Annotated in this window: 6 protein-coding genes and 1 pseudogene; 5 read left to right on the top strand and 2 right to left on the bottom strand. The window is 59.6% G+C overall.

Features of this window, described 5'->3' with window-relative positions:
- Positions 1–265: pseudogene (locus V7665_RS05005) on the top strand (alkaline phosphatase family protein); the annotation flags it as partial.
- Positions 266–286: 21 nt separating this feature from the next.
- On the opposite strand, the gene V7665_RS05000 reads toward V7665_RS05005, so the two are convergent.
- Positions 287–757, bottom strand: a complete 471-nt coding sequence (locus V7665_RS05000; protein ID WP_335663440.1) for a hypothetical protein — start codon at positions 755–757, stop codon at positions 287–289.
- A 94-nt stretch (positions 758–851) separates the two neighbouring features.
- Entirely contained in the window at positions 852–2,657 is a 1,806-nt protein-coding gene (gene mutL, locus V7665_RS04995) for a DNA mismatch repair endonuclease MutL (RefSeq protein ID WP_335663439.1), read from the bottom strand.
- Between the two features lie 151 nt (positions 2,658–2,808).
- Between mutL and V7665_RS04990 the strand changes: the two genes are divergently transcribed.
- The 4 genes from V7665_RS04990 to mrdA are packed head-to-tail and all read left to right on the top strand — an operon-like array spanning position 2,809 to position 7,265.
- The gene (locus V7665_RS04990) at positions 2,809–3,846 is read left to right on the top strand and encodes a rod shape-determining protein (protein ID WP_335663438.1); all 1,038 of its coding nucleotides are present in this window, start codon (positions 2,809–2,811) and stop codon (positions 3,844–3,846) included.
- 43 nt (positions 3,847–3,889) lie between these two features.
- Positions 3,890–4,792 carry a rod shape-determining protein MreC gene (mreC, locus tag V7665_RS04985; RefSeq protein ID WP_335663437.1) on the top strand — a complete coding sequence of 301 codons (903 nt, stop codon included), beginning with the start codon at positions 3,890–3,892 and terminating at the stop codon, positions 4,790–4,792.
- Positions 4,793–4,848: 56 nt separating this feature from the next.
- Entirely contained in the window at positions 4,849–5,307 is a 459-nt protein-coding gene (gene mreD, locus V7665_RS04980; protein WP_335663436.1) for a rod shape-determining protein MreD, read from the top strand.
- Positions 5,304–7,265: a penicillin-binding protein 2 gene (gene mrdA / locus V7665_RS04975; protein WP_335663435.1), complete on the top strand. Its 1,962-nt coding sequence runs from the start codon at positions 5,304–5,306 to the stop codon at positions 7,263–7,265. Before mreD ends, mrdA begins: the two co-directional genes overlap by 4 nt.
- Position 7,266: the final 1 nt, after the last annotated feature.

Here is a 7,266-nt window from a genome sequence, read left to right as displayed (position 1 = left end):
CCTGTGCCTGCCGGACATCGGCTGGGTAGTCTATCAGGATGTCCCGGAATGGATGACCGGAATTGGAGGCGGCCATGGCTATGACCAGCGCGAGCCGGACATGATGGCCTTCTTCCTGGCGAGCGGGCCGGCGATCACCGCAGGTGGTCAGCTACCGCTGTTCGACAATGTGAATATCTATTCGCTGGTCGCCAGGCTGGCGGGCGTCACACCAGGCGCCAGCGACGGCAGTCTCGCTCCGTTCGAGCAGCAGCTTGTTCCCTGATCCCGGATTGATCCGCTGCAATTATTGCAAGGGGTCGCTATCGGCGATCCTTTTATAGACAAGCTTGACCGGATCGCTGTTTTTGGCGCTGCAGTTTTTCGGATCGACAATCCGGTCGCCCCGAAAACCCTCCAATATGGCGCCGTCATCACTGAGCGTCAGCCCCATGCCAACCCATATCTGGACCGAACATTTTTTCTGCATCGACCGGGAAAACGGGCCGCGATGCGCGCCGTAGATCAGGTTTCCGTGCACGGTTGCGGTAAAATCTATGTCATTTTCATCATTGTCCGCTGACCGCTTGCTGTATCGCGAGGTCAGGCCGGAACCATCTTGCGTGAAATGGACGATTTCACCATCCCCCTGTTGCCAGTAACCGGTCAGATCGGTTTCGGCTGCTTGAGATTCATTAGCATCAGGTCGCGCATCGGCAGCGACGCTGCCAACCATCATCAGCGCTGAAAACACATAGGCCGCAGGGCGGTATATCATGGCAAACTCCAGTTTCATCCTTATCAAGCGCCTAGTCCACGCAGATGAACAGGCAATGACCCTGATCACAATCGGCCACTTAAAAGCAACAGGCTCACTTGCGACCAAATAGCTTCTCGACATCATCCAGCGCCAGTTTGACCCAGGTCGGGCGACCGTGATTGCACTGACCGCTGCGCGGGGTCACTTCCATTTCGCGCAGCAGCGCATTCATTTCGGCAACGCTAAGCACCCTGCCAGCCCGGACAGAGCCGTGACAGGCCATGGTCGACGCGACATGCTCAACCCGCTCCTTGAGGCTGAGCGCCTCGTCATAGGCGCCGAGTTCATCGGCCAGATCGGTGACCAATTGCTTCACATCGCCGGAGCCCAGCATCGCCGGCGTCGCGCGGACCAGCATGGCAGCCGGACCAAAACGCTCCAGTTCCAGCCCGAATTCCGACAATTCCGCCAAGCGCGCCTCAAGCCGGTCGCAGGCATTTTCATCCAGTTCGACGACTTCTGCCATCAACAAAGCCTGCGACGCTACCTTGCCGCCGTCGACCGCCTTGCGCATCCGCTCGAGCACAAGCCGCTCATGCGCTGCGTGCTGATCAACGATCACCAGCCCGTCTTCCGCTTCGGCAACAATATAGGTTTTCGCGACCTGTCCGCGGGCAATACCCAGGGGATAGCGACTGGCCTCGGGCACCGGCCCGGACGCTTCCTCTGCCCGGCCCATCAGCGGCGCAAGTTCCTCGCGCTGATCAAAGCTGGCAAAAGCGCCGCGATCATCATGGACGGTCGCGGATGGATAGGGTTGCTGCGCCACACTGGCCCTGCCCTGCGCGGTAAATATGCTGCTCTGCGGATCGGGCATCACCGGTTCGCTCTGCCATCTACTGAGCACCGATTCTGCCGGACGCTGGACCGCGCGAAAGCCGCCTTCATCGAGCGCCTTGCGCAAGCCGCTGACAATCATGCCCCGGATCATGGCCGGTTCGCGAAACCGCACTTCGGTCTTCGCCGGATGGACGTTCACATCAACCAGTTCCGGCGGCATATCGATAAACAGGGCCACGACCGGGTGGCGGTCCCGCGCGAGCATCTCGGCATAGGCGCCGCGGACCGCTCCGACCAGCAACCGGTCCTTGACCGGGCGACCGTTGACGAACAGAAACTGATGATCGGCGACGCCGCGATTATAGGTCGGCAGGCCGGCCACGCCGGTCAGGCGAATCGCTTCCCGCTGCAGGTCCACGCCGACGCTATTGGCGCGCAGGTCGCGGCTGGTCAACGCGGCAACCCGCTCGGGTCCGGTTTCCCCGGCCTGAACCGCAATCGCCTTGCGGCCCTGATGCTCCAGCGTGAAGCCGATATCGGGCCGCGCCATCGCCAGACGCCGGACGATATCGGTACAGGCCGCATATTCGCTGCGCGCCGTGCGCAGGAATTTGCGTCTGGCCGGTACCTTGGCGAACAATTGCTCTACCCGCACTTTCGTTCCCGGCGGAATCGCCGTCGGTCCTTCCTGCACCAGTTCGCCATGATCGATCACCCGCGACCAGCCATCCTGCCCGGCCATCCGGCTTTCAATCGTCAGGCGCGCCACGCTGGCGATCGACGGCAATGCCTCGCCGCGAAAGCCCATGGTCGTGACCAGCTCGATCGCTTCGTCCGGCAGTTTCGAGGTCGCATGGCGTTCCAGCGCCAGGCCAATGTCATCGCGACTCATTCCGGAGCCATTGTCGGAGACCTGAACGAGATCGAGTCCCCCTTCCTCAAGGCGAATATTGATCTGGCTGGCCCCGGCGTCGATCGCGTTTTCAACCAGCTCCTTCAGGGCGCTGGCAGGACGCTCGACAACCTCTCCGGCAGCGATCCGATTTATCAGGCTATTTGGAAGTCTTCTTATTGACATATTGCCGTTCCTAGCCCAAGCGACCTTGCCAAGCGACCCCTGATTTTTTGGGCGATTCCCATGGTTAACTTCATGACCCGTTCAACTTGATTATCGCTTGGATTAATTGTTGCAGCAAGGTCTGCAAATATAAGAAATTACGGACACAAATATGTTTGAAAATCTGTTCAAGTTCCGTTCGCAAGATTTGGCGATCGACCTCGGCACAGCGAATACTGTGGTTTATTTGCGCGGCCAGGGCATTGTTCTCAACGAACCATCGGTTGTCGCAATCGAAACCATCAATGGTGTCAAAAGGGTCAAGGCCGTCGGCAATGACGCGAAGATGATGATGGGCAAAACGCCGGACAGCATCGAGGCCATTCGTCCGCTGCGCGACGGCGTGATCGCCGACATTGATGTGGCCGAGCAGATGATCAAGCATTTCATCCAGAAAGTGAACGGCAAGAGCAAGCTGTTCAGCTATCCCGAGATCGTGATTTGCGTTCCCAGCGGCTCGACCTCGGTCGAACGCCGCGCCATTCGCGATGCCGCATCCAATGCCGGAGCGCGTCAGGTGTTTCTGATCGAAGAGCCGATGGCAGCAGCCATTGGTGCCGACATGCCGGTTACCGAGCCAATCGGATCGATGGTTGTCGACGTGGGCGGAGGCACCACCGAAGTAGCGGTGCTGTCGCTGCGCGGGCTGGCCTATACGACCTCCGTGCGCACCGGCGGTGACAAGATGGATGAAGCCATCGTCTCCTATGTTCGCCGCCATCACAATCTGCTGATCGGCGAGACCACCGCAGAGCGGATCAAGAAGGACTTCGGCGTCGCGCAGGCTCCTGCCGATGGCGTTGGTCATACGATCCATATCAAGGGGCGTGATCTGGTAAACGGCGTGCCAAAAGAAATTTCGATCAACCAGGGCCAGATCGCGGAAGCGCTGAGCGAGCCAATCGGGACGATCATCGAAGGCGTGCGAATCGCGCTGGAAAATACCGCACCGGAACTGGCTGCGGATATTGTCGATCAGGGCATTGTCCTGACCGGTGGTGGCGCTCTGATCTCTGGTCTCGATGCGGCGCTGAGCGACGAAACCGGTTTGCCGGTGACGGTCGCCGAAGACCCGCTGGCCTGTGTCGCGATCGGAACCGGCCGTGCAATGGAAGACCCGATGTTCAGAGGCGTCCTGACAACCGCCTGAGCAGATAATGAAACAACGATTGGAAGTGAAAGGATAAACCGATATGGCGCCGCCAAATAATCGGCGTCCAGGATTTTCCAAGCGGGCGCAGTACAGCATCTTCGCCAGCTATTTACTGGGCATTTTGGGAGCGGTCTTGGGACTGCTTCTGTTGCTCATCTCGTTCATCGATCCCCAGGGATTTTCGGCTCTGCGCACGATAGGCGCTGAAACCATGGCGCCAGTCAGCAAGTCTCTTTCCGAAATCGGTGGAGCCACGGGCAACGCCGGCGATGAAATTTCTGCCTATTTTAACGCCGCATCGAAAAATGCCGCCATGCAGCAGGAACTTGAGCAGAATCGCACAGAAATCCTGGAAGCCCGTGCCCTCAAACAGGAAAATGAACGCCTGAAGCGGCTGTTGAAGCTGAACGAGGAAGAGCCGGATTCGATCGCCATGGCGCGCCTGATCAGTTCGACGGCGTCGAGTTCGCGTCGCATTGCGACATTGGGTGTCGGCAGCAACAGTGGCCTGGAGCCAGGCCAGCCCGTCCGCTCGCCGGAAGGACTGGTCGGTCGCATATTGGAAACCGGACCGACAACCGCCCGCGTGCTGCTGGTGTCGGATGGCAAGAATGTGACCCCGGTGCAGCGCGCCAGTGACAGCCTGCCCGCCTTTGCTACCGGTCGGGGCGATGGCACAGTCGACATTCAGCCGATCAATATCGGCTCCAATCCGTTCAAGCGCGGCGATCTGATGATCACATCGGGCAGCGGCGGACTGTACAGTCCGGGCATTCCCGTGGCGATTGTCATTCGCAAGACCGAAACCGGTGCCATCGGCCGGGTGCTGGCCAATCCCGCCAAGGTCAGCCACGCCATCGTCCAACCGATCTTCCAGGCAGAGACAATGCGCCAGATCGAGAAAGATTCTGCGACAGACGTAGAAGAGGAAAGCGGCGAATAGTGCCCCGCTCCCGTCAATCCAGGATTGGCCGACAACCCTCCCAGTTGCGGATCAAGATGATACCACCGCTGACCGTTGTCGTCGGTTCGATGATCACTGCCCTGCCGATTATCACCGATTATCCGATTCTGCCGCCGATGGGACTGCTGGTGGTATTGGCCTGGCGGCTGATCCGTCCGGGCTACTGGGCGGTGTGGGCCGGGTTCCCGCTGGGCCTCATCGATGATATTTTTAGTGGCCAGCCGCTTGGCAGCGCCGCGTTCCTCTGGTCGGTCGTTTTCATCCTGCTCGAAACCGTCGACCGCAAAGCGGTGCGCCGCGACTATTGGCAAGATTGGCTTATCGCCTCCACAGCCATCATGTTTGTGCTAATAGGCGGTATGCTGATCGTAGATTTCAGATCCAATGTGTTGCGACTCGACTTGCTCGTGCCGCAAATCCTGCTGTCGGTTCTGCTCTATCCGTTTGTCGCTCGGCTTATCGGAGCCATTGATAACTGGCGAGTGGCGTCATGAAAGCCGCCAAAACCATCAGCAGTGCCATGCAGGAGATGACCTTCACGCGGCGAGCAACCGTGATCGGGGGATTGCAGGTTGGCGTCGGAGTGCTGCTGGCTGGCCGGATGGCCTATATCTCGGTGGCCGAAAACGAGCGCTACAAGCTTTTGTCGGAAAGCAACCGGGTCAATCTGACGCTGGTTCCGCCACGCCGGGGCTGGCTGATCGACCGCAATGGCAAGCCGATTGCCAATAACAAGACCGAATTCCGGGTCGACATCATCCCCGACCGGTTGCGCGACAGCAAGAAAACCGTCGCAACCCTGGCCGAGCTTCTATCGCTCGATCCGGAAGAATTGCAGCGGATCAACCGGGAACTGGCACAGGCGAGCAGTTTTCAACCCGTTCAGGTGGCTGCGGGACTGGATTGGGAACAATATGCCGCCGTCAGCGTCAGGCTGCCTGATCTGCCCGGTGTGTCGCCCCGCCAGGGCTTCTCGCGCAATTATCCGACCGGCCCCGCAGTCGGCCATCTGGTCGGCTATGTCGGCATTGCCTCGGCGGAGGATTACAAGGAAAATCCGGACCCGATATTGATCACGCCGGGCTACAAGATCGGCAAGGATGGTCTGGAGAAAATCTTCGAGGACCGGTTGCAAGGGAAACCCGGCGCGAAGCGGGTCGAGGTGACGGCCCGCGGCAAGATTGTCCGGGAGCTCAACACTCACCCGGACACGCCCGGCAAGCCATTGCAGCTGACTCTCGACATCGATCTCCAGGAATATGCCGCGCGCCGTCTGGGCGTGGAATCAGGCTCGGTTGTGGTGATCGACACCCATAGCGGCGACATACTCGCGATGGCGTCGATGCCAAGCTTTGACCCTAACAGCTTTTCCGACGGCATCAGCACGGTCGAATGGGGCATGCTGTCCGAAGACGACCATGTACCGCTGCGCAACAAGATCCTCAAAGGCCTGTATCCGCCGGGGTCCACCGTCAAACCGATGCACGCCATGGCGTTTCTCGAAGCAGGCATACAGCCGACCGAGACCATCATATGTGGTGGTGGCCGCCGGATCGGGAACCGCTTTTTCCATTGCTGGGGCAACCATGGACAGGTGGACATGGCCAAGGGCATCTACCAAAGCTGCGACAGCTATTTCTACCATTTTGCTCAGGAGGTGGGGTTTGCGAAGGTGGCGGACTATGCAAAACTTCTGGGCCTGGGCCAGGAGTTTCCCCTGCCCGTCTCCAGCCAGTTTTACGGCACCGTGCCGAGCCCCGCCTGGCTGGAAAAAAAATACAAACGCAAATGGCAAACCTATGACACGGTCAACAGCTCGATCGGCCAGGGCTATTATCTCACCAACCCCTTGCAGCTGGCGGTGATGGCGGCACGGCTCGCCACCGGACGCAAGCTGATGCCGCACATGCTAATCGACAAGGCCCGCAAGCCAGCGCCTTCGCTCGGCTTTACCGACGATCATATCGCCTATGTCCGGGCGGCGATGAGCGAAGTGGTCAATGGTCGCGGGACCGCCGGCCGCGCCCGGCTACCGATCGACAACGTGCTGATGGCGGGCAAGACCGGGACCGCCCAGGTTGTCAGCCTCAGCGTGTCCAACGGCAAACGCAGCGCGCCCTGGAAATATCGCGACCACGGCCTGTTCATCTGCTTTGCCCCTTTTGACAATCCGCGTTACGCCGCCGCTGTGGTGATCGAACATGGTGGCGGGTCAGGGGCGGCTTATCCCGTTGCCCGCGACGTCCTGACCTTCCTCTACGACCGTCAGAAGGCGATGGATGTCCTGACCGAACTCGAAAAATCCTGGGGCGGCAATATTCAGGAACGGATGGACGTAAAGATGGCGGCCTATCGGGCGAAGAGAAATCTCGAAAAGGCAATGGCGGAAAACCCCGCTCCGGCAGCTCCAGCGACCCCTGCAGCCGGCAGCGAAGCCAGCACCGGAGACTAGG

It is taken from the genome of Parasphingorhabdus sp., assembly GCF_036964675.1.
Lineage (GTDB): Bacteria > Pseudomonadota > Alphaproteobacteria > Sphingomonadales > Sphingomonadaceae > Parasphingorhabdus.
Note: the sequence above shows the minus strand (reverse complement) of the source record. Positions and strands in the feature narration are given on the sequence as shown.